The sequence below is a fragment of the Thioalkalivibrio sp. ALE9 genome (genome assembly GCF_000377445.1).
In the GTDB taxonomy this organism is placed as follows: domain Bacteria; phylum Pseudomonadota; class Gammaproteobacteria; order Ectothiorhodospirales; family Ectothiorhodospiraceae; genus Thioalkalivibrio.
On sequence record NZ_KB898140.1, the window covers coordinates 1 to 22,725 of the forward strand.

Here is a 22,725-nt window from a genome sequence, read left to right on the forward strand (position 1 = left end):
CCGTTGCTGTTCCGCCGTCAGCGGCCGACCCTCGCCCGGTTGCCCCGTGCGCTCCGCCTTGAGTTGATCGACCCAGCGGCGAACGGCCGTCTCGCCTAGATCCTGATCCCGGCATACGACCGAGACCTCCAGACCGTCATCGACCACCATCCGGGCCACGCGCTCCTTGTATTCGCTTGAAAAACTTCGGCGCTTGCGTGCCATGGTTGTTCTCCTCGTCCAGGGGGTATCGTCCCACCTAACGAGGTGTCCACGGAAATTAGACCAGCTCAGAGACTCCACATCTAGGAACCGCTGGACCCAGCGGCGGACGGTCTTTGGCTCCACGCCACAACCCCGCGCCGTGGCCCGAAGAGTCTGGCCATTGTCGACCACCAGACGGACCATCCGCTCTCGACCACGGGGTCCCATTAAGGCATTTTGATGAAGGTTTACGGGGCGTCCTCCTTGGAATCGCTAAGTCGGCAAACTCAGCATCCTTCGGAGTCGCCCCGTGGACAACCTGTTGAGAGATCACACCTAGTGCTTCGCGGCCGAGGCCGCTCCTACAGGGGAATGGTTCAGTGTTTGGCGCGTGATGCGGCGGGTTCTGGTTTCTGTGCGGCTTTTCCCTTAGCGTCGAGGGGTGGATGCGGGAGATGGTGATGGATGACTGGGCTGAGCGGATGGAGCAACTGGCGGCATCGGAGCGGATGCGGGTGGTGCAGGGGCTGTTGCGCGGAATGGGGTATGTGGTGGTCGAGGCGTCGGAGGATGAAAACCGGCCGTGGCTGGAGCGGGTGACGGTTCCGGCCGGTGGCGGGGGTGACGATGTGCCGCGGTTGGTGGTGGGTGTGGCGAACGATTCGACGGTGGAGACGGGGCTGGTCGAGCTGGAGCGCTTTGCCACCGGACGCGGCGCCGGTGACCGGGGAATGTACGTGAACCTGGGCGGGTTCTCGGCCGCGGCGCGGGAGCGTGCAGCGGACTTGCCGATGCCGGTGATGCTGCTGGAGGCGGAGGACCTGGCCGAGCGGTTGCGCCAGCACTGGAGTGCGCTGGACGCGGAGCCACAGGCATTGCTGGGCTGATTTGTGTGCATCGATGGTTATCTCGGGAACCGCGTTGTGGTTATCCGGGGTTTCGCCGGAATGGCTCCGGCGTCGGGTGCGGTCCGGCGTGAGAGATCTGGGTTCTTACGGCATCTTCGCTGGGCCGGGCTGGAGAGGCGCAAGGGTTGTGGTTTGGTGTTTGCCCTGACCGGGTGGTTTTCGGGCTTTGGCGGGGGCTTTGCGGCCGAGGCCGCTCCTACAGGGCGCTTGTTGGGGGCGTTGTCGCGGAAACGGCGTTGCGGTTATTCGGTATCTGGGGGTGCCGGGAGTAGCGGGCTGTAGCATGGTGCCGGGATGCTGGATATGCGACGGTGTCGGGTAATGCTCGAATTTGTCCGGTGGTGGGGAGTGGGGCTACCGCTGAGGGGGCGAAAGCGACCGTTGGGCGTTTTTTTCGTGGATGGGCTGGAATCCTCTACTTTGTGTGCTAGTTTTTGTCGCGGGGACAGGGATGCCCCTGAAAGAGCCGCCCGGGCACGGATGCTGGGGTGGCTCTTTCTCTTTTTGGGGCATGGGGTTATTTGGGCTTCTTGCTTGTGAGCCGGTGGGGGGCTGCGGAAGGGTGTTCCGTGACTGGCTTTGGCGGGGGCTTCGCGTGCAAGCACGCTCCTACGGGGGCCGTGGTTTCGGGATGCGTAGGAGCCGAGCCTCTCGGCGATCGGGGTGTTGGACAGGTCGGATCGCCCAGGGGGCTGGGCTCCTACGCTGTCCGGGGCTTTCGGGCCTGCAGGGGCCGAGCCTCTCGGCGATGGGGTGCTGGATAGGCCCGAATCATCGCCCCGGGGTGTGACGGCGTGCCCGCCCCAGGAGTGTGGGGCGGGGTTAGTGGTCCGCCGGGGGCATGTATTCGTGGCGGATGTGGTCGGGTTGTTCGGGGAGCTGGACGCCGGCGTTTTCCAGGGCCTCGGTGAGGTCCTCGCATTCGTCGAGTTCGTCGGCGCGCTTCTTCAGCGTGGCCAGGGCGTCGGCGGCTTCGGCCTCGGGCATGGTGATGACGAGTTCGCCGTTCTCGGCTTTTTCCAGGTGCATGTCGTGCTCCTTGTATTCTTGTTTGGCTTGTTGCGGCCGCGGCGGGCGCGTCAGTCCTCGATGGAGGGCTGCTTGGGGGCGTGCTCGTCGAAGGCGTGCGGGGGCTGGCGGAATTCGTTTTCCAGTTCGTAGACGCCTTCCTGCAGTACGGAGCCGAGGGCCCGCGCGCCGTTGCTGATCTCGCCGTCGAGTTCGGTGATGTTCTCGGCGATGTCCTTGGCGGCCTTCTTGTCGATCTTCAGGGTGACCGTTCCGTTTTTCAGTGTGGCTTCCATGTCGATCTCCTTGCGTTTGCGGCGACGCTGCGCCGGTGGGACCCGTCTGGAACGGGTCTGATTCGTGTCTGGTTGACCTGCATCAATACGGGTGCAGGCCGTTGTCGCTAGTCTGTTTGTGCAGGTGACGTCTCCAACGTAACGAAGAGGCGGACCATCACGACGATTCCCGCTTGTAGGGAAAGGAGAAATCAAGATGCAATCTACTATGATGACCACCCGCCATGGTGCGCGGTTCCTCGCGCTTCTGGCGATGCTGGTTGCGCTGGCCTTTGCCGGTGCGGTGCAGGCCGGCAGTCATGGGGGCGAGCAGCCGGACATGGTGAAGGTGACGCCGAGCCCGCATTCCTTCCCGGCCACGCTTGCCGCGTTTGAACAGGAGGCGTCCGAGGCGGGGTGGAGCATCCTGGGCCGCAACAACATGGCCGGTACGCTGTCGGAGCGCGGTTTCACGATTGATCCGGTGGTGATCCTGGATGTGTGCAGCGGGCGCTACAGCGCGCAGATCCTGGAGGAGGATGCCTTCCGTCCGGTGTCCGCGTTCATGCCCTGCCGCGTGAGTATCTATCAGGACAGCCAGGGCGATGTGTTCATCTCGCGGATGAACGTGCCGGGCTTTCTGCCGATGATGCCGGAAGGTGTGGCCGAGGTGATGGAGAAGTCCTCCGAAGAGATCGAGGTGATCATCGAGCGGACCGTCGCCGAGTAATGTAATCCGGTACAGTCCGGTATTGAACCCCGGTAGAAAGGCCGGTGAGGATCGGACGACGGATGCAGCGGGGCCCGCTTCGGCGGGTCCCATGCTGTTCGGGCCGGGCAGTACATCGGTATGCCGGTGACAACGGATTTGGACGGAGACCTCTTTGCGGGTGCGAATGCCTTTGGCAGTGTCGACTGACGACGTGACAACCATTGAACCAGGCCTTTGGGGCGCCGTGCGGACCGGAAACGGGGTACGGCGCCTTTTTGCGTTTGCCGTATGGGCGTGCGGGGGCGCTCGATGACGGACGCGCGCCGCAGGACCCGTCGTTTCGCCGCCGGCTGGATCGCCGGGGGCTATGTCGTGGTGGGGGTGTTGTGGATTGCCCTGTCCGATGTGGCGCTGGCGTGGTGGGCCGGCGCGGACGTGCCCGACGCATTGACCCGCGCGAACCTGGGCAAGGGCATCGGGTTTGTGCTGGTCTCTGGCGTATTGCTGTACGCGGCGATGCGCTGGCTGCCGGCCTCGAACCCGGAGGCACCGGTGGCGGGGTCCCGTCAGGCACTCGGGCGCTTCGGCTACTGGCCCTGGTTGGCCCTGGCGGCCGCGGTGATCGGGTCGACCGCGGCGGTGGGGCTGGGCGCCTGGCAGTGGCAGGTGGCGGCCGCCGAGACGCAGGCCCGCGAGGACCTGCAACGCGCCGCGTTCCTGAAGGGGGGCGTGATTGATCGCTGGCTGGCGGAGCGTACCGGGGACGCCGTGGTGCTGGCCGAGGCGCGCGGATTCAATCTGTTCGCGGTGACGGCGCTGGAACGGCGCTCGGTGCTGGCCCTGGAGCAGGTGCGCGATCGCCTGGAGCTGATGCGCCGGGCCTATGACTACGATGGCGTCGCCCTGCTGGATGCTAATCGCCAGCCGGTGATCGAACTGGGGCGCAGCGCGCTGGATGAATCGCAGATGGATGCCGTACTGCGCGAAGTGCGGCGCAGCGCGGAGACGAGCGAACCCATCCTGCATGCCGACCCGGACGGACGCCCGCGGATCAGCTGGGCGGTGCCGGTGCGGGATCGCGCGCGGCCGCATGATCCGGTGGTGGGGCTGGTGCTGCTGTCGTCCACGGTCGAGAGCCTGCATCCGCTGTTGACGCTGACGGAGAGCCGCAACGGGCTGGATGCGCAGGCGCATATCGTGGTGCGGGGCGGCGACCAGCGGGCCACGATTGCCCGAATCAGCGCAGCCGGCGGGGTGATCATCCCGGCTCCGGCGGCGTTCCCGCGGCTGCGCGAGCGGATCCTGGACCATCCGCGCGACGCGGTGGTGATCGAGCGTTTCGACAACGCGGACAGCCGCTTCTTCGCGGGTGTGCAGGGCCTGGCGCCGGCCGGCTGGGACCTGGTGCTGAAGCGGGATCTCGATGGCGTGCAGGTGGCCCCCCGCCAGCAGGCGGTCTGGGCGGCCGGGGCCACGCTCCTGGTCTGGCTGGTCGTGCTGGCGGCCGGGGGGCTGCTGTGGCGCCAGCAATGGCTGCGGCGCAACCTGGCGCTGGTGCGGGCGCATGCCGACCAGGACCGGATGCTGGGGATCTTCTTCGACATGCCGTTCGTTGGTATGGCGATCTCGGGTCCGGGTGGCGAGGGCTGGGAGCGCGTGAACGCCTGTCTGGCGGACATGCTGGGCTATGCCCCGGACGAACTGACGGCGATGGACTGGAACCGGCTGGCGACCCCCGAGGATCGAGGCTGCGAGGCGGAACTGGACGCCGAGATGCGGCGCGGCGAACGCAGCGGCTACAGTGTCGTGAAACGCCTGCTGCGGCGCGATGGCCGGGTGATGGTCGCGGATATCGACGTCAAGTGCAGCCGCACGCCCGAGGGTGCGCTGGACCGCGTCGTCGCGACGGTCGAGGACATCACCGAACGGCGCGAACAGGAGGAGCGTCAGCGCCTGGCGTCGGTGGTGTTCGAAAACACCCGCGAGGGGGTGGTGATCACCGATGCCACCGCGCACATCCTGTCGGTGAACCGCGCCTTCACGCAGTTGATGGGATATACCCAGGACGAAGTGGTCGGCCGCACGCCGAAGATGTTCCAGTCCGGCCGCCACGATCAGGCGTTCTACGCGAACCTGTTCCGCGAGCTGCAGGTGAACGGCCACTGGCAGGGGGAGATCTGGAACCGGCGCAAGAACGGCGAGATCTTCCCCGAACTGCAGAGCATCACCGCGGTGCATGACAGCCAGGGTCGGCTGACGCACTACGTGTCGGTGTTCGCGGATATCTCGCGGATCAAGGCCTCCGAGGCGGAGCTCGACTTCCTCGCCCACCATGACCCACTGACCGAGCTCCCCAACCGCCGCCTGCTGCGCGCCCGCCTGACGCACGGCATCTCGCTGATGCGGCGGCGTCAGGGGCACCTGGCGCTGTTGTTCGTGGACATCGACCGCTTCAAGGACATCAACGACAGTCAGGGCCATGCGGCCGGGGATCGCCTGCTGCGCCTGGTGGCCGAGCGGCTGCAGGTGGGGCGCCGCGGGACCGACACCGTGGCGCGCCTGGCCAGCGACGAGTTCGCGGTGCTGGTGGAGAACCTGGGCCACGTGGATGACGCTGCGCTGGTCGCGGAGAACATCATCCGCGAGGTGAGCTACCCCTGTGATCTCGGGAACGGGATGGAGATGGAGGTCACCGCCACGGTGGGCATCGCGGTGTTCCCGGAGCATGCGGCGGATGCCGATACCCTCCTGCAGCAGGCCAGTACCGCGCTGTCGCAGGCCAAGATGGACGGGCGCGGCAGCTATCGCTACTACTCGGACGAGTTCACCCGCGCGGCGCGCGAGCGCATCGACCTGTCCGCGCGGCTGCGCCGGGCGATCGAGCAGGATGCGCTGGAGGTGCACTACCAGCCGCAGTACCACGTCGCGGATGGCCGCCTGCTGGGGGCGGAGGCGCTGCTGCGCTGGACCGACCCCGAGCTGGGCCCGATCTCGCCGGGGCGCTTCATCCCGCTGGCGGAGCAGACCGGGCTGATCGTCGAACTGGGCGGCTGGGTACTGCGCCGGGTGATCGAGCAGGGACACCAGTGGCGCGCCGCCGGGCACCCGCCTCTGCGGCTGGCGGTGAATGTCTCGGCGCTGCAGTTCCAGCGCGTGCCCATCGACCAGCAGGTGGGGCAGTTGCTGGAGGACTTCGACTTTCCGGCGGATCAGCTGGAGCTGGAAATTACCGAGTCGGCGCTGATGGCGGATCCGAGCCGTGCCCGCCGCATCCTGCAGCGCCTGCGCGAGCGGGGGGTCCACTTCGCGATCGACGACTTCGGCACCGGCTATTCCTCCATGGCGCAGCTCAAGCGCTTCCCGGTGGATACGCTGAAGATCGACAAGAGCTTCGTCGATGGCCTGGCCGAAGAAGAGGGCGCGGGCAATGCCGACGACCGCTCGATCGCCCGGTCCATCGTCGGGCTGGGGCATGGCCTTGGACTGAGCGTGCTTGCGGAGGGCGTGGAGACCGCCGAGCAACTGGCCGTTCTGCGCGAACTGGGCTGCGACCACTACCAGGGCTACTACGCCAGCCGCCCCGCGCCGGCGGCCGAGTTCGAGAGCTTGCTGGCGGCGCCGCGCGCGTAAAGCGGGCCCAACCGCCCGGCCTCCGTTGATGCACATTGGGGTGATTGGCGCGACGGAGAGGGTCGCCCGGGAGTGGTAGGGTAGGCGCATCTGGATTGTCCCCCGGCTAACAGGCCTCGCGGGGAGTTCGGGAACCGATCAAGGAGCCGCTGTTGGGGGAGTCGCGCGAGTTACAGCCAGGGATGGTGGTACTGCACGGCAACCACCTGGAGTCGCTGCGTACGCTGGCGGTGGAGTGGATGCGGCGGGCGCCGCTGACGCCGCTGGAGAACGAGACCATTCTGGTGCAGAGCAATGGCATGGCGCAGTGGCTGCGGCACGCCCTGGCGGCGCCGCCGGATGCGGATCCGCCGGGCTGCGGGATCGCGGCCGCGCTGGACATGCAGCTGCCGTCGCGCTTCGTGTGGTCGGCCTACCGTGCGGTGCTCGGGGCTGATGCCGTTCCGCTGGAGTCCCCCTATGCCAAGCGCCCGCTGACCTGGCGTCTGATGCGCCTGCTGCCGGCGTGCCTGGGACAGGAGGCCTTCGCCCCGCTCGGACAGTTCCTGCAGGACGACGACCCGGGGCAGGGCGGGGACCTGCGCAAGCGCTTCCAGCTCGCCGAGCGCCTGGCGGACCTGTTCGATCAGTACCAGGTGTATCGCGCGGACTGGCTGACCGACTGGGCGGCCGGGCGCGACGTGCTGCGCGACGCCCGCGGGCAGGCGCGCGACCTGGCGCCGGGGCAGCGCTGGCAGGCGGAGCTGTGGCGGCTGCTGCAGGCGGATATCGGCGTCGCGCAGGAGGGTGTGAGCCGCTCCGCGGTGCACGCGCGCTACCTGGATACGGTGCGTACGCTGGAGCGCCGCCCCGAGAGTCTGCCCCGGCGGGTCATTGTATTCGGGATTTCCTCGCTGCCCGGGCAGATCCTGGAGGCGCTGGAGGGGCTGGCGCGCTTTTGCCAGGTGCTGGTCTGCGTGCACAACCCCTGCGAGTACTACTGGGCCGACATCGTGGCCGACAAGGACCTGCTGCGCGCCACCCGGCGGCGCCAGGCGCGCAAGGCCGGGATGCCGGAGGCCCTGGACGAGGCCCAGTTGCACAACCACGCGCATCCGCTGCTGGCGGCCTGGGGCAAGCAGGGACGCGACTACATCGGGCTGCTGGACGAGCACGATGACCCCGAACACTACGGCCGGGTGCTGCGCACACTGGACTGGGAGCGCGTGGATGTCTTCGAGCCGCACGGCACGCGCGGGCCGGAGGACTGCCTGCTGCACCAGTTGCAGGAGGACATCCGCGCGCTGCGGCCGCTGGCCGAGACGCGGGAGACCTGGCCCGCGATTGCGGTGGCGGACCGCTCCATCCAGTTCCATGTGGCACACAGCCCGCTGCGCGAGGTCGAGCTGCTGCACGACCGGCTGCTGGACCACTTCGCGCACGATCCCGCGCTGCGCCCGCGCGACGTGATCGTGATGGTGCCGGATATCGACCAGTACGCCCCCCACATCGAGGCGGTGTTTGGCCAGCCGGAGACCGACGACCCGCGTTTCATCCCGTACACGCTGTCGGATCAGGGGCCGCGCGGGCGCGACCCGGTGCTCATCGCGCTGGAGCAGTTGTTGTCCCTGCCGGAGAGCCGGATGGGCGTCAGCGAACTGCTGGACCTGCTGGATGTGTCGGCGGTCCGGCGGCGCTTCGGCATTGCCGAGGAGGACCTGGCGCAGCTGCATGCCTGGGCCGCGGGCGCGGGGGTGCGCTGGGGCCTGGATGCCGCGCAGCGCGCCGGTCTGGGCCTGCCCGAGGGACTGGAGCAGAACACCTGGCGCTTTGGCCTGCGGCGGATGCTGCTGGGCTACGCCCTGGGCAACCAGGGACCGTGGCAGGGGGTGGAACCCTACGACGAGATCGGTGGGCTGAGCGCCGCCTTGCTGGGCCCGCTGGAGGCCCTGATCTCCGCGCTGGAAGACGCCTGGGGCTGGCTGCGCCGGGCGCATGCCCCGGGGGGCTGGTCGGCGCGGCTTGCCGCCTTGCTGGAACAGTTCTTCGCACCGGAGACGGACGCCGAACTGTTCACTCTGGAGCGTCTGGGCGAGGCCCTGGAGCAGTGGCGCGAGGACTGTGCGGCCGCTGGTCTGGAGGAGGCGCTGCCGCTGGCCGTGGTGCGCGAGCAGTGGCTGGCCAGTCAGGACGATTCCGGCGTGGGGCAGCGCTTTCTGGCGGGTTCGGTGAACTTCTGCACCCTGATGCCGATGCGGGCGATCCCGTTCCAGGTGGTCTGCCTGCTGGGCATGAATGACGGCGACTACCCGCGCAGCCCGACCCCGATGGACTTCGATCTGATGGCACAGGACTACCGCCCGGGCGATCGCTCGCGGCGCGAGGACGACCGCTATCTGTTCCTGGAGGCGCTGCTCTCCGCGCGGCGCCAGTTGCATGTGAGCTGGGTGGGGCGGCATGTGCGCGACAACGAGCCGCGCCCGCCCTCGGTGCTGGTCGGGCAGTTGCGCGATCACCTGGCCGCCGGCTGGGGACTGGCCGGGGTCGACGGGCCCGAGGCCGGCCCGGCCCTGGTGGAATACCTGACCACCTGGCACCCACTCCAGCCCTTCTCGCCGGTGAACTTCCCGGCGGGCGACGACGAGCGGCACTTTACCTATGCCCGGGAATGGGAGGCCGTGCACGCCGCGGATGTGGTCCCGGCCGAGGGCGCCTGCGAGCCGATCCCGCTGCTGGAGGCCGAGCGCGAGCCGCGCGCGGTGGCGCCGGAGGCCCTTGCGCGCTTTCTGCGCTTCCCCGTGGAGGCGTTCTTTCGTTATCGCCTGGGGGTGTTCTTCGACGAAGAAGAGGCCCCCGGTGACGACCTGGAGCCGTTCGGGCTGGGCGGGCTGGAGCAGTGGCAGGTGCGCCAGAATCTGGTTGCGACCGCGCTTGAATCCGCCGCTGATGCGGCCGCCTGGCCGGAGATCCTGCAGGTCGAATCCGCACGCCTGCAGCGCGCCGGCTGGCTGCCGCTGGGGGCGGCCGGCGAGCTGGAACGTGGTGCGATGGTGGACGAGGCCGCGCGGCTGCTGGAGCGGATCGGCGAGCGCCTTGCGCTGTATCCCGAACGGCTGGAGGCGGGGCGTCCGCTGCGCCTGGAACACGCGCACTGGGGCCTGGAGGCGGTGCCGCCCGCGCTACGCGGCGATGGCGAGGGTCGGGTTCGGGTCTGCCTGGACTACACGGCGAGCCGTATTGCCAACGGCAAGAAGTGGCGCTACGACAAGCTGATGGCGCCGTGGGTGATGCATCTGCTCGCCAACGCCGGCGCGGGGGATGTGGGTTCCGAACTGGTCGCGCTGGACACACGCCTGACCCTCCCTGGGCTGGAGTCGGGTCTGGCGGAGGAACTGCTGGGCACGCTGCTGGAGGCCTGGGCGGCCGGACAGGAGCGCCCGCTGCCGCTGGCCTGCGCTACAGCCTTTGCCTGGCTGGAGGCGGAGGACGGGCCAAAGGCCCCGTATGACGAGGCGCTGAAGACCTTGCGCGGGAACGACTACAGCCCTGGCGAGTGGTCGCGCAGTCCCGCGCTGGCACGGGCCTGGCCGGATCCCGAGACCCTGCTGGCCGATCCCGATTTCGGCTTCTGGCGGGACCGCGTGTACCGACCGGTGTTTGTGGTCGTGAACCAGTCGGAGGTCGCGGAATGACGGCCACCGCGCACAAGCTGGACCTGCTGACGTTGCCGCTGCACGGCAGCCGCCTGATCGAGGCCAGCGCCGGCACCGGCAAGACCTACACCATCGCCGCGCTGTATCTGCGCCTGGTGCTGGGCCACGGCGAGCTGCCCGAGGGCACCAGCGCCCTGACGCCGCCGCAGATCCTGGTGATGACCTTTACCGATGCCGCGACCCAGGAACTGCGCAGCCGCATCCGCGACACCCTGGCAATCGCGGCGCGGGTGTTCCGCGCGGAGGATCCGGATGCGGTGCCGGGCGTGCAGGACATCCACAGGGAGCTGCGCGGCGAATACAGCGAGGCGGAGCGGCCGGGCGCGGCACGCCGGCTGGAACTGGCGGCGGAGTGGATGGACGAGGCCGCGGTGTCGACCATCCACGGCTGGTGCTACCGCATGCTGCGCGAGCACGCCTTCGACAGCGGGAGCCTGTTCACCCAGGACCTGGCGAGTGACCAGCAGGAGCTGCTGGCCGAGGCGGCGCGTGATTACTGGCGCCGCTTCGTCTATCCGCAGCCGCCGGCGCCGCTGGCCCTGCTGCGCAATGCCTTCGGGCCCGATCCCGAGACCCTGTTGCAGAAGATCCGGCCGCTGGTCGGACATCTGCCCGCGGATGCGGCGGACGCGGAGCTGGAGACCCCGGAGGGTCTGGAGGCCGCGCTGAGACGCAAGCTGGCGCGGCTGGAGGCGATGAAGCGGCCCTGGCGCGAGGACTTCGAGGCGATCAAGGAGCAGTTTGACGCGCTGCGCGGCCCGGTTCTGCAGCCGGGCAAGTACAGCAACCCGGACAAGCTGCTGGGTGCGATGCGCGAATGGGCCGAGGATCCGGGCGCGCTGCGGCCCGGTGGCGTCTCCGGCGACTCCCCGCTGCTGCGTTTCAGTGCGGCCGGCATGCAGGACCGGCTGAAAGGCGGTCAGACGCTGCCGGAGGATCTGCACCCGGCCTTTGCGGGGCTGGACGATCACGCCGAAGTCTGCGTGGATGACCGCGAGCGCCTTTTGCAGGCGGCGGCGCGCCAGGTGGATGCGCGCTTTCGTCAGGTTCAGCGCCAGCGCGCGCAGATGGGCTTCCACGACTTGCTGACCCGGCTGCGCGATGCCCTGGACGGCCCGGGGGGCGAGCACCTGGCCGCGACCCTGCGTACGCAGTTCCCGGTGGCACTGGTCGACGAGTTCCAGGACACCGATCCGGTGCAGTACCGGATCTTCCAGCGCGTCTATCGCATCGACGAGAACCCGCGCGACCTCGGCGTGCTGCTGATCGGCGATCCCAAGCAGTCGATCTACGGCTTTCGCGGGGCGGATATCCATACCTACCTGGCGGCGCGTACGGCCACCGCCGGTCGTCACTACACCCTGGAGCGCAACTTCCGCTCCACCGAGGCCCTGGTGGATGGCGTGAACCGGTTGTTCGGGCATGCCGAGGGCTGGGCGGACGGGGCGTTTCTGTTCCGTACCGGCGCGGAGAACCCGCTGCCGTTCGTGCCGGTTACGGCCAATGGCCGTGCGGAGGTCTTCGAGCAGCACGGGGAGGCGGCCCCGGCGGTCACGCTGTGGTGCCATGACCCCGGCGAGCCGGTGCCCAAGGGCGCCTACCGCGAGCGTATGGCGCAGGCCTGCGCCAGCCATATGGTGGAGCTGCTCAACGGGGGTGTCGCCGGGACCTGCGGTTTTCTCAAGGGCGCGGACCTGACCGGGGTGCGGCCGCGCGACATGGCGGTGCTGGTGCGCGGACGCGCGGAGGCCGACGCGATCCGCGCCGAGCTGCGTCGACGCGGCGTGCGCAGCGTATACCTGTCGGATCGCGAGTCGGTGTATGCCAGCGACGAGGCGGGGGACCTGCTGCGCTGGCTGCGCGCCTGTGCCGAACCCACCAGCGAGCGGTTGCTGCGCGCGGCGCTGGCCACTGCGACGCTGGGGCAGTCGCTGGCCGAGCTGCACCGGCTGACGGTGGACGAGCTGGCCTGGGAGGCGCGGGTCGAGCAGTTCCGCGACTACCGGCGCCTGTGGCAGACGCGCGGGGTGTTGCCGATGCTGCGCCGGCTGCTGCACGACTTCGAGGTCCCCCGGCGGTTGCGCGCCACGGCGGAGGGCGAGCGCGCGCTGACCAACCTGCTGCATCTGAGCGAGCTGCTGCAGCAGGCGGCCGCGGAGCTGGATGGCGAGCAGGCCCTGATCCGGCACCTGATGGAGCACCGGAACGGCGACGGCGAGACCGGCGAGGAGCAGATCCTGCGCCTGGAGAGTGACGAGGACCTGGTCAAGGTGGTGACGCTGCACAAGTCCAAGGGGCTGGAGTATCCGCTGGTGTTCCTGCCGTTCGCCTGCAATTTCCGGCCCACGGACGCGAAGAAGGACGTGCCCTGGCGCGACCATCCGCCGCAGGGCGGGGCGCACTGGGTGTTCCACATGGATGACGCGGTGTACCGGCGGGCCGAGCGCGAACGCCTGGCCGAGGACCTGCGCCTGTTGTACGTGGGCATGACCCGGGCGCGCCATGCCTGCTGGCTGGGGATTGCTCCGATTGTCTCGGGAAGGAGCAAGACCAACCATTTCGACCAGACCGCAGCCGGGTATCTGCTGGCCGGCCCCGAGGGCGTGGCGGACGGGGGGCTGGAGGCGGCACTGCGTACCGCTGCGGGCGACGAGCCGGCGATCCGGGTGGGCCCGCTGCCGGAAGTGCGCGACGCTGCGGTGCAGACCGGCGCCAATGCCCCGACCACCGGGCCGGCCCGGCAAGCGCCGGCGCGGCGCTTCGAGCGCTGGTGGGTGGCCAGCTACAGCGCGATTGCGGCGCACGACGACGGTGTGGCACCGGTCGCGCCCGACTCGGCGCGCGAGGATGTGCTGCGCGAGGGCGTCGCGGATGCGGGTCGCGAGGCCGTGGAGTTCCCCGAACTCGAGCCCGAGGCCGGGCCACGCGCGGCCAGCGGGCTGCACGCCTTCCCGCGCGGGCCGGGACCGGGCACCTTCCTGCACGGGCTGCTGGAGTGGGCGGCGGAGCAGGGCCTCGCCGCGCAGGTGGCGCAGCCCGCACGCCTGGCGCGGGAGATCGAAACGCGCTGCGAGCGCCGGGGATGGGGCGAGTGGTCCACGGTGGTCACGGACTGGATGCAGCAGTTGCTGACGGCCGGCTTCCCGCTGGAGGAGGGCTGGACGTTCTCGCTGGGGGGCTTGGCCACGTATCAGCCGGAGCTGGAGTTCCTGTACCCGGCGCAAAGCCTCAAGGCCGGAGATCTGGATCAGGCGGTGCGGGCGCAGATCCTGCCGGGCGAGGGGCGCCCGCCGGTAGGGGACGTGACGCTGAACGGGATGCTGAAGGGCTTCGTCGACCTGGTGTTCGAGCACGCCGGGCGCTATTACGTGGCGGACTACAAGTCCAACTGGCTGGGGCCCTCGGCCCGGGCCTACACCGCCGAGCGCCTGCGCGCGGCGGTGCTGGAACATCGCTACGACCTGCAGCTGGTGCTCTACACGCTGGCACTGCATCGCCAGCTGGGCGTTCGCCTGCCGGGCTACGACTTTGACCAGCACATGGGCGGCGGGGTCTACCTGTTCCTGCGCGGCGTGGATGCGCCGGGCCACGGGGTGTTCCACCACTGCCCGCCGCGTGCGCTGATCGAGCAGCTGGATCGCTGGATGACGCACGGCGCCGACCGGGAGGGGGTGGCATGAGCGCGGTGTCGCATAGCGGGACGCTGGGGTCCGTGCAGACCCTGATGGTGCTGCTGGGCGAGTGGGAGGCGGCCGGGTGGCTGCGCGGCGTGGACCGGGCCCTGGTGCGCTTTCTGCACGAGCAGGACCCCGGCGCACCGCCGCTGGCGCTGTTGCTGGCGGCGCTGGCCAGCCACCAGATTGGGCGCGGCCATGTGTGCCTGGAGCTGGACGCCCTGCTGCAGGAACCGGATACCACGCTGGCCCTGCCGCCGGAGGGGGAACCGAACGCGCCGGCCCTGCCGCGGCCGTCGTCCGTGCTGCAGGGCGTTTCGGCGACGGCGGTCGCGCAAGCCCTGGACGGGACGGCACTGGCCGGACCGGATGCGGTTGGCTCGACGCCGCTGGTCTATACCGGCGCGCAGGTCTACCTGCGCCGCTACTGGGAGGCCGAGCGCCGTATCGGGCAGGCGATCCGTGCGCGGGTGGCCGATCGCGCGGCCTGGCAGGGCGCGCTGGATACGGCCGCGGCGCGCGAGTGGCTGAACTGGCTGTTCGGCACACCCGCGGACGGCGCCGCCCCGGACTGGCAGCGCCTGGCCTGTGCCCTGGCGGCCGGGTCCGGTTTCAGCGTGATTACCGGCGGGCCGGGCACCGGCAAGACCACCACGGTGTTGCGGCTGCTCGCTCTGCTGCAGGGCTTGCAGGGTCCGGAGGATCCGCTGCGTATCCGGCTGGCGGCGCCCACCGGCAAGGCCGCGGCGCGCCTGAATGCCTCGGTCAGCGGGGCGCTGGATCGCCTGGGGCTGGAGACACTGCCGGATGGCGATGCGCTGCGGCGAAACCTGCCGGCCGAGGTGGTCACGGTGCATCGCCTGCTGGGGGCGCGGCCGGATACGCGGCACTTCCGCCACGGTGCGCGCAATCCCCTGGCGGTGGATGTGCTGGTGGTGGACGAGGCGTCGATGATCGACCTGGAACTGATGGCCAGTCTGGTCGAGGCGGTGCCGCGCACGGCGCGCCTGATCCTGCTCGGGGATCGCGACCAGTTGGCATCGGTGGAGGCCGGCGCGGTGCTGGGCGAGCTGTGCCACCGCGCCGGGGGTGGGCACTACACGCCGGACTCCGTGCAGTGGCTGGAAGCGGTGACCGGCGAGGCCGTGCCAGCGGCGATGCAGGATGCGCACGGGCAGGCCCTGGACCAGCACATCGTGATGCTGCGCCAGAGTCACCGCTTTGGCGCGGACAGCGGGATCGGACGCCTGGCCGCGGGGGTGAACTCGGGCGAGGTTACGGGGTCGCCGCAGGGCGACGATGCTGTGTGGCAGCGGGTGCTCGCCCACCCCGAGGATGCGGCCCTGGTGGATCTGGCAGTGGCGGGGCGCGCGGACACACCCGAGGGCGAGGCGGTCGGGTATGCGGACTACCTGGAAGGCCTGCGCGTGGCCCGGCCGGCCCCCGGGGCGCCGCGCGCCGCCTGGGAGGACTGGGCGCGGGACGTGCTGGCGGCCCACGGGCGCTTTCAGCTGTTGTGCGCGGTGCGGCGCGGGCCGTGGGGGCTCGAAAGGCTCAACCGGCGCATTGCCGGGGCATTGCAGGCGCGCGGGTTGCTGGAGATGGAGGCCGGCCGTGGCGGCGGGTCAGAGGGGCACGCGCCATGGTTCGAGGGGCGACCGGTGATCGTGACCCGCAACGACTATGCCCTGGGGCTGATCAACGGCGATATCGGCATTGCCCTGGCCGTTCCGGCCTGGCTGGCGCGGGGCGAGCCCGAGGCGACCGGGGATCATGGGGGGCCGGAGGCGGCGGCGCCGGTGTTGCGCGTCGCCTTTCTCGCGGCGGGGGATCGCGTGCGCTGGGTGTTGCCCAACCGGCTGGAGGCCGTCGAGACCGCCTTTGCGCTGACCGTGCATAAGGCGCAGGGCTCGGAGTTCGAGCATGTCGCGCTGGTGCTGCCGGAGGCCGACAGCCCCATCTTGACCCGCGAGCTGGTCTACACCGCGATCACCCGTGCCAGCCGCTGGTTCAGCCTGCTGGAGCCACGCGCCGGCACCCTGGCCGCGGCCAGTCAGCGCCAGATCCGCCGCAGCGGCGGCTTGCGCCGCTGGCTGGACGACGCGCTGTAGGGAGGTGCGGGGGCGGTGGTGTCATCCCGGAAACCGCGTAGCGGTTATCCGGGATCTCGTGCGTTGGGGCTTGCCAAGGGCGTGGGGTATATCCGACTGGGGAGATCCCGGATCCTCGCTGCGTTGCGGCCGGGGTGACGATGCCGGGGTGTTCCGGCTTTGGCGGGGGCTTCGCCTGCGAGCAGGCTCCCACGGGGATATTGGCCGGCCCTGTGGAAGCCGCTTTGGCGGCGAAGCTCCTGCCCGAGGTAAGTTCCAGCGCGGGCAGGGGCTTCGCCTGCAAGCAGGCTCCCACAGGGGGTGGTGTGGTTGGCGGCTTGGGAGCGTTCAGGTGGTGCGGCTGCCGTAGGTGACGACGGATTCGATGCGTTCGGCGCGTTCGGCGTCGAGGCCGTCGGTCTGGGCGAGGGTGGCGGCGTCGGCGTTGATGATGTCGCGTACGCTGCCGAGGTCGCGCAGCAGGTCGCGTGCCGTGTCGGCCTCGACGCCGGGCAGGCCGCTGACGATGAACTCGGCGGCCTTGCGCCGGGTGTCCGGCTTGGTGGGGCGATCGGCCGGGTCCGGCTCCATCTGGGCGTTCAGGCCCAGCAGGTAGATGAGCATGCCGCTGTTGTCGGCATCCGGGCTGGGCAGCACGCTAATGCCGAGGGCGATGGTCAGGTGCGCGAGGGCACGGTGGATATCCAGCGCCTGCTGGTGGAAGCGCGGTTCGTACAGGTCCCCCTCGACGATATAGACCACCTGGCTGTGGTTGGCCTTCAGCTTGGCGGCGTTTTCCCACAGGGTCTTGTCGACCACGCTCAGCACCATGTCGGTGGCGGACTTGCGCTCGACCACGACGCCGTTGGGCAGCAGGTAGTCGCCCACATCGAGGTCGGTGAATTCCAGTTCCACCCCTTCCAGGCGTTCGATGCGCTGAATGATCTTGCCCTGTTCGCGGCGGTCGACGCGGATTGGCAGGTGCACGTTGTCCATGGGGGCTCCATTCGTTGACGGGTTGCGGGCACTGTAGGGCGTGGGGCCATACGCGCCAAATGGCCGGATGCGGGGCGGGGCGAGGGATGCCGTGCAGGCGCGGTGCGGATCGCCTACAGTCAGGGGACACGTTTCGCGGGTGGCGCCTGCGGTGCGTGTATGGAGACAACAATAAAACCAAAAGGATGGAGTGTTTATGTCGATTCACATTGCAGTCGTGGGGCTTGGCCGGGTGGGCGGCCGTTTCCTGGAGATGTTGCTCGAGTCCGGCCTGCCGGGGATGACGCTTTGTGCGGTCTCCGAGAAGGGCGAGACGGAGGGCCGCCGGCTGGCCGAGGAGAAGGGTATCCCGCTGGAGTCGGTCGCGGATATCGTGGCGCGCGGCGATCAGGTGGACGTGATCTTCGACCTGAGCGGCCAGCCGCAGGTGCGCCAGGAGCTGCGCGAGGGCATGCAGAACACCGGCAACCGCCATACGGTGGTGGCGCCGGAGGTGATGGCCCACCTGACCTGGGCAATGCTGACCCGCGAGGCGCCGCCGGACGTACACGGCAGCACCGGCTACTGATGCGATCCGTACCGCCAGGTTGGCGGTGCGTTCCCGTGACAGCCGCAGCAAAGGCCGCCTTCGGGCGGCCTTTCTGTTTACTCACTCGCAATGCGGTGCAGCCAGTTGCCTGATCGCAGGATGCCGTTGAGCGTAGCGAAACGCATCCGGTGTTCACAAAAGGGGCTAGGTGGAGCGTTTCGCCGCGCTCAAACGTACCTGACGGTGATTGATTACGGCTGCCCTGGGTACGAACAGCCCCTGCGATTGGCTGAATGTTGTGATTTCGGGGTGTTTATACCGGTTCACGCTGCAGGCACTCCTTGAGCGCTTCCACCCCCATGGCGGGGGAATGCAGCCAGCCCTGGTACAGGTCACAGCCGATTTCCCGCAGGAAGGTTCGTTGTGCGTCCGTTTCCACGCCTTCGGCGACGAGCGTCAGGCCGAGGCTGTGGCCGAGGTGCACGATGGAGCGCAGGATCATCTCCGATTCCGGGTCCTCGCCGATGTCGGCGATGAAGGAGCGGTCGATCTTGAGCTTGTCGATGGGCAGGGACTTCAGGTAGGCGAGCGAGGAATAGCCGGTGCCGAAGTCGTCCAGGGCCACCCGGATGCCCAGGGCCTTCAGGCCGCGGAGCTGATCGTGGGTCAGGGCCACATCCGCCATGGCGACGGTCTCGGTTACCTCGATCTCGAGTCGCTCGGGCGGGGCGCCGGTGGTCTCGAGGGCCGCGCGCAGGCGTTCCACCAGGTCATGCTGGCGGAACTGCATCGCGGAGATGTTGATCGCGACGCGGAGTCCGACGCCGGATCGTGACCATTGGGCGAGTTGTTCACAGGCCTCGCGGATCACCCAGTCGCCCAGGGGCAGGATCAGGCCGTTGGCCTCCGCGCTGGCGACAAAGCGGGCCGGTGCCACCGGCCCGAGCTCGGCATCGGTCCAGCGCGCCAGGGCCTCGACGCCGATCACGCGGTTCGACGCGACCTCCAGCAGTGGCTGGTAGTGCAGCTCGAGGTCGGCATTCTCCAGCGCCTGTTGCAGGCGCTGTTGCAGGCGCTGTTCCTCGTGCACCTGGGCATCCAGGTGCTGCGAAAAGAAGGCCCAGGTGTTGCGGCCGGAGTGCTTGGCCTCGTACATGGCCATGTCGGCATAGCGCACCAGGCTGCGATCGTCCTGGGCGTCGCGCGGGAACATGGCGATCCCGAGGCTGCCGCTGGAGACGAGGTTGCGGGCGTGTTCGGTCTGGAAGGGTGTGTCGAAGATACCCAGGATGCGCTGGGCGACCCGGGCGATCGCCTGTTCGTCCGCCACGTGGGTCAGCAGGATCATGAACTCGTCGCCCCCGAAGCGGCCGATGGTGGCTTCCTGGTCCAGGGCGCCCTTAAGTCGGGCGGCCACGGCCTTCAGCAGCTGGTCGCCCTCGTCATGGCCGAAGGTGTCATTGATCATCTTGAAGTTGTCGAGATCCAGCAGCATCACCGCGATCGGGTGGTCGTTGTGCTCGGCCTGGGCGATGCCCTGCGTCAGGCGGTCGTGCAGCAGCCAGCGGTTGGGGAGTTCGGTCAGACTGTCATGGGTGGCCTGATGCTGGATGCGCGCCTCGCGCCGCTGGCGGTCGGTGATGTCGCGGATGAAGACGGTAATCCGCCGGCCTTCGGTGTCGTCGAAGGCGTTGAGGCTGATGTCCACCGGGAACTCGGTGCCATCGATACGCTGGCCGCGCAGATGGGGTACCTGCCCCATGGTGCGGCGGTTGATGGTGCGGGCCTGGGTCTGGCGATGGGTCCGGTGGCGCTCGCGCAGGCGGTCGGGGACCAGGCGCTCCACCGGCTGGCCGATCAGTTGCTGGCGGGGGTAGCCGAACAGGCGCTCGATGTTTCGGTTGGCCATCACGATGCGGCCCTCCGTATCGGTAACCAGGACGCCGTCGGGGGCCGTCTCCACCAGTTGCTGGTAGCGCCGCTCGCGCATCTCGATGTCGCGGTGGGCCTGGTGCAGACGCTCCAGGGGCGAGCGCACGCTTTCCAGAAACAGCCCCTGGTAGATCAGCAGGTAGGCCGCGAGCTTGTACAGATGCCCCAGCACGAACGGCGTATCGGTCAGATCCTCGTAGAACATGAAGAACATGCCGCTGCCCATGCTGATGACCAGCGCCGCGGCGACCAGGGGCATGCCCGGGCGCTGCAGCAGATCGCGGCGCAGGGCCAGGATGGCCAGCGTCGCCAGATGCAGGGCGATCACGATGGCCTCCAGGCCCAGCTTGAACGGCGTGAGGCCGCTGACCGGGTCGAACAGGGGCGGCAGGATATCGGCATGCCACAGGCCGACCCATGCGAGGACCGCGACCAGCAGCAGGCTTCCGGCCAGATAGACCCCGCGCGGCGGGCCATCGCTGCGCGCGACCATCGGCAAGGCCACATAGGCCAGCAGGGCCGCGCCCCCGACCAGCCGCGCGGCGAGCCAGAAGAACAGCGTCTGCTGCGTCGAGTTGGGGGTGATGAAGTCCGGCATCGCCGGGTAGGTCATCAGGTGCAGGAAGTCGAAGAGCGCGACAGCCAGGAAGGCACAGGCGAGCAGCAGGGAGGCCGCCACCCGCCGCCGGTCGATCACGTGATACCCGACCGCGAACACCAGCACGGCGACGACGACCGAGAACAGCTCCACACCCGTGTGGAAGGCCGTCAAGTGCTCGCGGGGCAGGACCCGCGGCAGATCTAGCCCGAGTAGCCAGATCGTGGGTGGTACCAACAACAAGACGAGCAACGCACTCGCAGTGAGCGCGATGTGTCGACGCAGAAAGTCATCAGAGCGCGAGCTCATGCGACGCGATGCACGAACATGGTTGTAAAGACTCCCCTGGACGCATCCTCGTGGGCGGGTCGCGTCGGCCGGACCGGTGCTGCGTGGGCGCCGGTTTATTCTGATTGGATGGAAGCTAGCCTATATTCCCTCACAAAACAAATATATATCCAGGCGGTAATGGGTGGAGTGTCTTTTCATTGACGAAAGGCGTATAGTGCGTCCATCGAACGCCCCGCCCGTCAGCGTCCGTTCATCTGATCCAGAGCCATTCCGGTTCGCAGTGATCCCCCTGATTTCGTTTCCCCCGATGGGTGCTCTTGTTGAACGAGTGGCGGGTAGCGTTGGAGCATTCCATGACTGATACGACCTTTGCCGACCTCGGGTTGGCCGATACCCTTTTGCGCGCGCTGGATTCCGCCGGCTACCAGCACCCGACTCCGATCCAGGCGCGGGCCATCCCGGAAGTCCTGAAGGGCGGCGACCTGCTGGCCGCGGCCCAGACCGGCACCGGCAAGACCGCCGGCTTTACCCTGCCGATCCTGCAGCGCCTTTCCACCAGTGATGCGCCCAAGCCCGGCAACGGCCGTCCGCGCTGCCTGGTGCTGACCCCGACCCGCGAGCTGGCCGCCCAGGTGCACGATTCCGTGAAGACCTACGGGCGCAACCTGAAGCTGCGCTCGATGACGATCTTCGGTGGCGTGAACATGAACCCGCAGATCAAGGCCCTGCGCGACCGCATGGACATCGTGGTGGCGACCCCGGGGCGTCTGCTGGATCACGCCAAGCAGAAGACCATCGACCTGTCCGGTGTGGAGATCCTGGTCCTCGACGAGGCCGATCGCATGCTGGACATGGGCTTTATCCGCGACATCAAGAAGCTGATTGCGCTGATGCCGGGCAAGCGCCAGAACCTGATGTTCTCGGCGACCTTCTCCGACGAGATCCGCAAGCTGGCCAACGGCCTGCTGTCCAGCCCGGCGGAGATCGACATCGCCCCGCGCAACACGGCCGCCGAGAGCGTGCAGCAGAGTGTGCACCTGGTCGAGACCAGCCAGAAGCGCGAACTGCTGAGCCACCTGATCCGCACCAACAACTGGGAGCAGGTGCTGGTGTTTACCCGCACCAAGCACGGCGCCAACCGCCTGGCCGAGAAGCTGTCGAAAGACGGCGTGCGCTCGGAGGCGATCCACGGCAACAAGAGCCAGGCGGCGCGCACCAAGGCGCTCAAGCAGTTCAAGTCCGGCCAGGTGCCGGTGCTGGTGGCGACCGATATCGCCGCACGCGGACTCGACATCGATCAACTGCCGCAGGTGGTCAACTTCGAGCTGCCGAACGTGCCGGAGGATTACGTGCATCGTATCGGTCGTACCGGGCGTGCCGGCTCCGCCGGTGCCGCGCTGTCGCTGGTGGATGGCGAGGAGATCAAGCTGCTGAAGGGCATTGAGCGCCTGATCCAGCGCCCGATCGACCGCATCGAGACCGAAGGCTTTGCCGCGCCGAAGCCGGCTGCCAATGACGGCAATGGCAATAACCGCCGCGGCGGTCGTGGCGGCAAGCCGGGCGGCGGGGCACGCAATGGCGCCCCGCGCAACGCCCGCGGTGGCAAGCCCGGCGGCGGTCGCGGCGGCAACGGCCGCCCGTCCTCCAACGGCAACCGGGCGGCGCGCAGCCGCTAGTCCGACGCGCCAGCGCAGTACCGCGAACCCGCGGTCCCGATGTCCGGGGCCGCGGGTTTTTTCGTTCCGGGTCTGGCGGGGAGGGCTTTATTCACCACGAAGCACACGAAGGCACGAAGAAGGGCCAGGTCAAGGGCGAAAAGCGATAACAGGAAGGCTGGAAGACAGGAAGGGACTGGTGTTGTGCGCCAGGTGATTGGCCCCAGTACAAGGCTAATCACAGCGTGTTGTGATTGCCGAGGGCCCATAAACACTTCCAAATTTCGCGTCTTCCTGTGAAATGCTTTCCTGATTAGCGACGAGAGTCAGCCAGGCTCACAGGGTGAGCCACCCCCGGGCGTACGCTGAGGCTACACAGCGAGCGGAGGGTGCCACCATGGCGCAGAATCGGATTCAGTTTCAGCCGGGGATGTCGTTGCCGGCATTCATCGCCCAGTACGGCACCGAGGCCCAGTGCGAGGCGGCGCTGGAGCGGGCCCGATGGCCGGACGGCTTCCGCTGCCCGCGTTGCGGGTGCCAAGCCCACTGCGT

At 68.7% G+C, this 22,725-nt stretch carries 14 protein-coding genes and 1 pseudogene; 9 read left to right on the forward strand and 6 right to left on the reverse strand.

Annotation, left to right across the window (positions count from 1 at the left end; translation table 11 throughout):
- Both D106_RS15320 and D106_RS15395 read right to left on the reverse strand, forming a co-directional pair.
- The coding region (locus D106_RS15320; RefSeq protein ID WP_018880017.1) for a transposase at positions 1–204 on the reverse strand (204 nt) is incomplete at its 3' end.
- A gap of 126 nt (positions 205–330) precedes the next feature.
- Positions 331–411, reverse strand: a pseudogene (locus D106_RS15395) (hypothetical protein); the annotation flags it as partial.
- Positions 412–644: 233 nt separating this feature from the next.
- Here D106_RS15395 and D106_RS0113875 point away from each other — a divergent pair.
- Complete coding sequence (locus tag D106_RS0113875) at positions 645–1,070, forward strand: restriction endonuclease (protein WP_026280688.1); 426 nt, start codon at positions 645–647, stop codon at positions 1,068–1,070.
- An 843-nt stretch (positions 1,071–1,913) separates the two neighbouring features.
- Here the strand turns inward: D106_RS0113875 and D106_RS0113880 are convergent.
- Both D106_RS0113880 and D106_RS0113885 read right to left on the reverse strand, forming a co-directional pair.
- The gene (locus tag D106_RS0113880; protein WP_018867106.1) at positions 1,914–2,120 is read right to left on the reverse strand and encodes a hypothetical protein; all 207 of its coding nucleotides are present in this window, start codon (positions 2,118–2,120) and stop codon (positions 1,914–1,916) included.
- 50 nt (positions 2,121–2,170) lie between these two features.
- Positions 2,171–2,395: a hypothetical protein gene (locus tag D106_RS0113885; RefSeq protein ID WP_018867105.1), complete on the reverse strand. Its 225-nt coding sequence runs from the start codon at positions 2,393–2,395 to the stop codon at positions 2,171–2,173.
- A 211-nt stretch (positions 2,396–2,606) separates the two neighbouring features.
- Between D106_RS0113885 and D106_RS0113890 the strand changes: the two genes are divergently transcribed.
- The 5 genes from D106_RS0113890 (at position 2,607) to recD (ending at position 16,193) form a co-directional block, all read left to right on the forward strand.
- Positions 2,607–3,104: a DUF302 domain-containing protein gene (locus D106_RS0113890; RefSeq protein ID WP_026280689.1), complete on the forward strand. Its 498-nt coding sequence runs from the start codon at positions 2,607–2,609 to the stop codon at positions 3,102–3,104.
- 270 nt (positions 3,105–3,374) lie between these two features.
- On the forward strand, positions 3,375–6,716 hold the full coding sequence (locus tag D106_RS0113895; RefSeq protein ID WP_018880400.1) for a bifunctional diguanylate cyclase/phosphodiesterase: 3,342 nt from the start codon (positions 3,375–3,377) through the stop codon (positions 6,714–6,716).
- Between the two features lie 182 nt (positions 6,717–6,898).
- Positions 6,899–10,387 (forward strand): exodeoxyribonuclease V subunit gamma, encoded by a 3,489-nt coding sequence (recC, locus tag D106_RS0113900; RefSeq protein WP_018880401.1) that lies wholly within the window; start codon positions 6,899–6,901, stop codon positions 10,385–10,387.
- The gene (recB, locus tag D106_RS0113905; RefSeq protein WP_018880402.1) at positions 10,384–14,088 is read left to right on the forward strand and encodes an exodeoxyribonuclease V subunit beta; all 3,705 of its coding nucleotides are present in this window, start codon (positions 10,384–10,386) and stop codon (positions 14,086–14,088) included. The genes recC and recB overlap by 4 nt, the downstream gene beginning before the upstream one ends.
- Positions 14,085–16,193 carry an exodeoxyribonuclease V subunit alpha gene (recD, locus tag D106_RS0113910; RefSeq protein WP_018880403.1) on the forward strand — a complete coding sequence of 703 codons (2,109 nt, stop codon included), beginning with the start codon at positions 14,085–14,087 and terminating at the stop codon, positions 16,191–16,193. Before recB ends, recD begins: the two co-directional genes overlap by 4 nt.
- Positions 16,194–16,520: 327 nt before the next feature.
- Here the strand turns inward: recD and D106_RS0113915 are convergent, their stop codons facing one another.
- Positions 16,521–17,168, reverse strand: coding sequence for an ERCC4 domain-containing protein (locus D106_RS0113915; protein WP_018867096.1), 648 nt, complete (start codon positions 17,166–17,168; stop codon positions 16,521–16,523).
- A 196-nt stretch (positions 17,169–17,364) separates the two neighbouring features.
- On the opposite strand from D106_RS0113915, the gene D106_RS0113920 reads away from it, so the two are divergent.
- Entirely contained in the window at positions 17,365–17,736 is a 372-nt protein-coding gene (locus D106_RS0113920; RefSeq protein WP_018880404.1) for a hypothetical protein, read from the forward strand.
- 274 nt (positions 17,737–18,010) lie between these two features.
- Here the strand turns inward: D106_RS0113920 and D106_RS0113925 are convergent, their stop codons facing one another.
- Entirely contained in the window at positions 18,011–20,536 is a 2,526-nt protein-coding gene (locus tag D106_RS0113925) for an EAL domain-containing protein (RefSeq protein ID WP_026280691.1), read from the reverse strand.
- A 335-nt stretch (positions 20,537–20,871) separates the two neighbouring features.
- Here D106_RS0113925 and D106_RS0113930 point away from each other — a divergent pair, with 335 nt between their 5' ends.
- Both D106_RS0113930 and D106_RS14990 read left to right on the forward strand, forming a co-directional pair.
- Positions 20,872–22,194, forward strand: a complete 1,323-nt coding sequence (locus D106_RS0113930; protein ID WP_018880406.1) for a DEAD/DEAH box helicase — start codon at positions 20,872–20,874, stop codon at positions 22,192–22,194.
- 376 nt (positions 22,195–22,570) lie between these two features.
- Positions 22,571–22,725 (forward strand): transposase (locus D106_RS14990; protein WP_018880407.1); only part of this gene is annotated, 155 nt, incomplete at its 3' end.

What these genes read in the sequence shown, in the direction of transcription:
- D106_RS0113930 (WP_018880406.1), top strand. Translation starts at nt 20,872, where the DNA reads ATGACTGATACGACCTTTGCCGACCTCGGGTTGGCCGATACCCTTTTG.
- D106_RS0113875 (WP_026280688.1), top strand. Translation starts at nt 645, where the DNA reads ATGGATGACTGGGCTGAGCGGATGGAGCAACTGGCGGCATCGGAGCGG.
- recB (WP_018880402.1), top strand. Translation starts at nt 10,384, where the DNA reads ATGACGGCCACCGCGCACAAGCTGGACCTGCTGACGTTGCCGCTGCAC.
- D106_RS0113925 (WP_026280691.1), bottom strand. Translation starts at nt 20,536, where the DNA reads ATGAGCTCGCGCTCTGATGACTTTCTGCGTCGACACATCGCGCTCACT.
- recD (WP_018880403.1), top strand. Translation starts at nt 14,085, where the DNA reads ATGAGCGCGGTGTCGCATAGCGGGACGCTGGGGTCCGTGCAGACCCTG.
- D106_RS0113885 (WP_018867105.1), bottom strand. Translation starts at nt 2,395, where the DNA reads ATGGAAGCCACACTGAAAAACGGAACGGTCACCCTGAAGATCGACAAG.
- D106_RS0113920 (WP_018880404.1), top strand. Translation starts at nt 17,365, where the DNA reads ATGTCGATTCACATTGCAGTCGTGGGGCTTGGCCGGGTGGGCGGCCGT.
- recC (WP_018880401.1), top strand. Translation starts at nt 6,899, where the DNA reads ATGGTGGTACTGCACGGCAACCACCTGGAGTCGCTGCGTACGCTGGCG.
- D106_RS0113880 (WP_018867106.1), bottom strand. Translation starts at nt 2,120, where the DNA reads ATGCACCTGGAAAAAGCCGAGAACGGCGAACTCGTCATCACCATGCCC.
- D106_RS0113895 (WP_018880400.1), top strand. Translation starts at nt 3,375, where the DNA reads ATGGGCGTGCGGGGGCGCTCGATGACGGACGCGCGCCGCAGGACCCGT.
- D106_RS0113890 (WP_026280689.1), top strand. Translation starts at nt 2,607, where the DNA reads ATGACCACCCGCCATGGTGCGCGGTTCCTCGCGCTTCTGGCGATGCTG.
- D106_RS0113915 (WP_018867096.1), bottom strand. Translation starts at nt 17,168, where the DNA reads ATGGACAACGTGCACCTGCCAATCCGCGTCGACCGCCGCGAACAGGGC.